This window comes from Paenibacillus agri, assembly GCF_013359945.1.
Taxonomy (GTDB): Bacteria; Bacillota; Bacilli; order Paenibacillales; family Paenibacillaceae; genus Paenibacillus_AQ; species Paenibacillus_AQ agri.
This window is the reverse complement of record NZ_JABWCS010000113.1, coordinates 1-316: the sequence shown is the minus strand read 5'-3', so window position 1 is coordinate 316 and position 316 is coordinate 1. Positions and strand designations below refer to the sequence as shown.

Sequence of the window (316 nt, the reverse complement as noted above, 5' to 3'; positions counted from 1 at the left end):
AGTAGCGAAGGTCATGATCTCACACTGCCAAGAAAAGCCTCTAGTCAGGAGAAGGTGCCCGTACCGCAAACCGACACAGGTAGGCGAGAAGAGAATTCTAAGGCGCGCGGAAGAACTCTCGTTAAGGAACTCGGCAAAATGACCCCGTAACTTCGGGAGAAGGGGTGCCTCGGTAGGGTGAATAGCCCGAGGGGGCCGCAGTGAAAAGGCCCAAGCGACTGTTTAGCAAAAACACAGGTCTGTGCGAAGCCGTAAGGCGAAGTATACGGGCTGACGCCTGCCCGGTGCTGGAAGGTTAAGGGGAGTGGTTAGGGGT

1 rRNA gene is annotated in these 316 nt (G+C 56.0%); it reads left to right on the top strand.

Annotation, left to right across the window (positions count from 1 at the left end):
• Positions 1-316 (top strand): 23S ribosomal RNA (locus HPT30_RS00525); the annotation flags it as partial.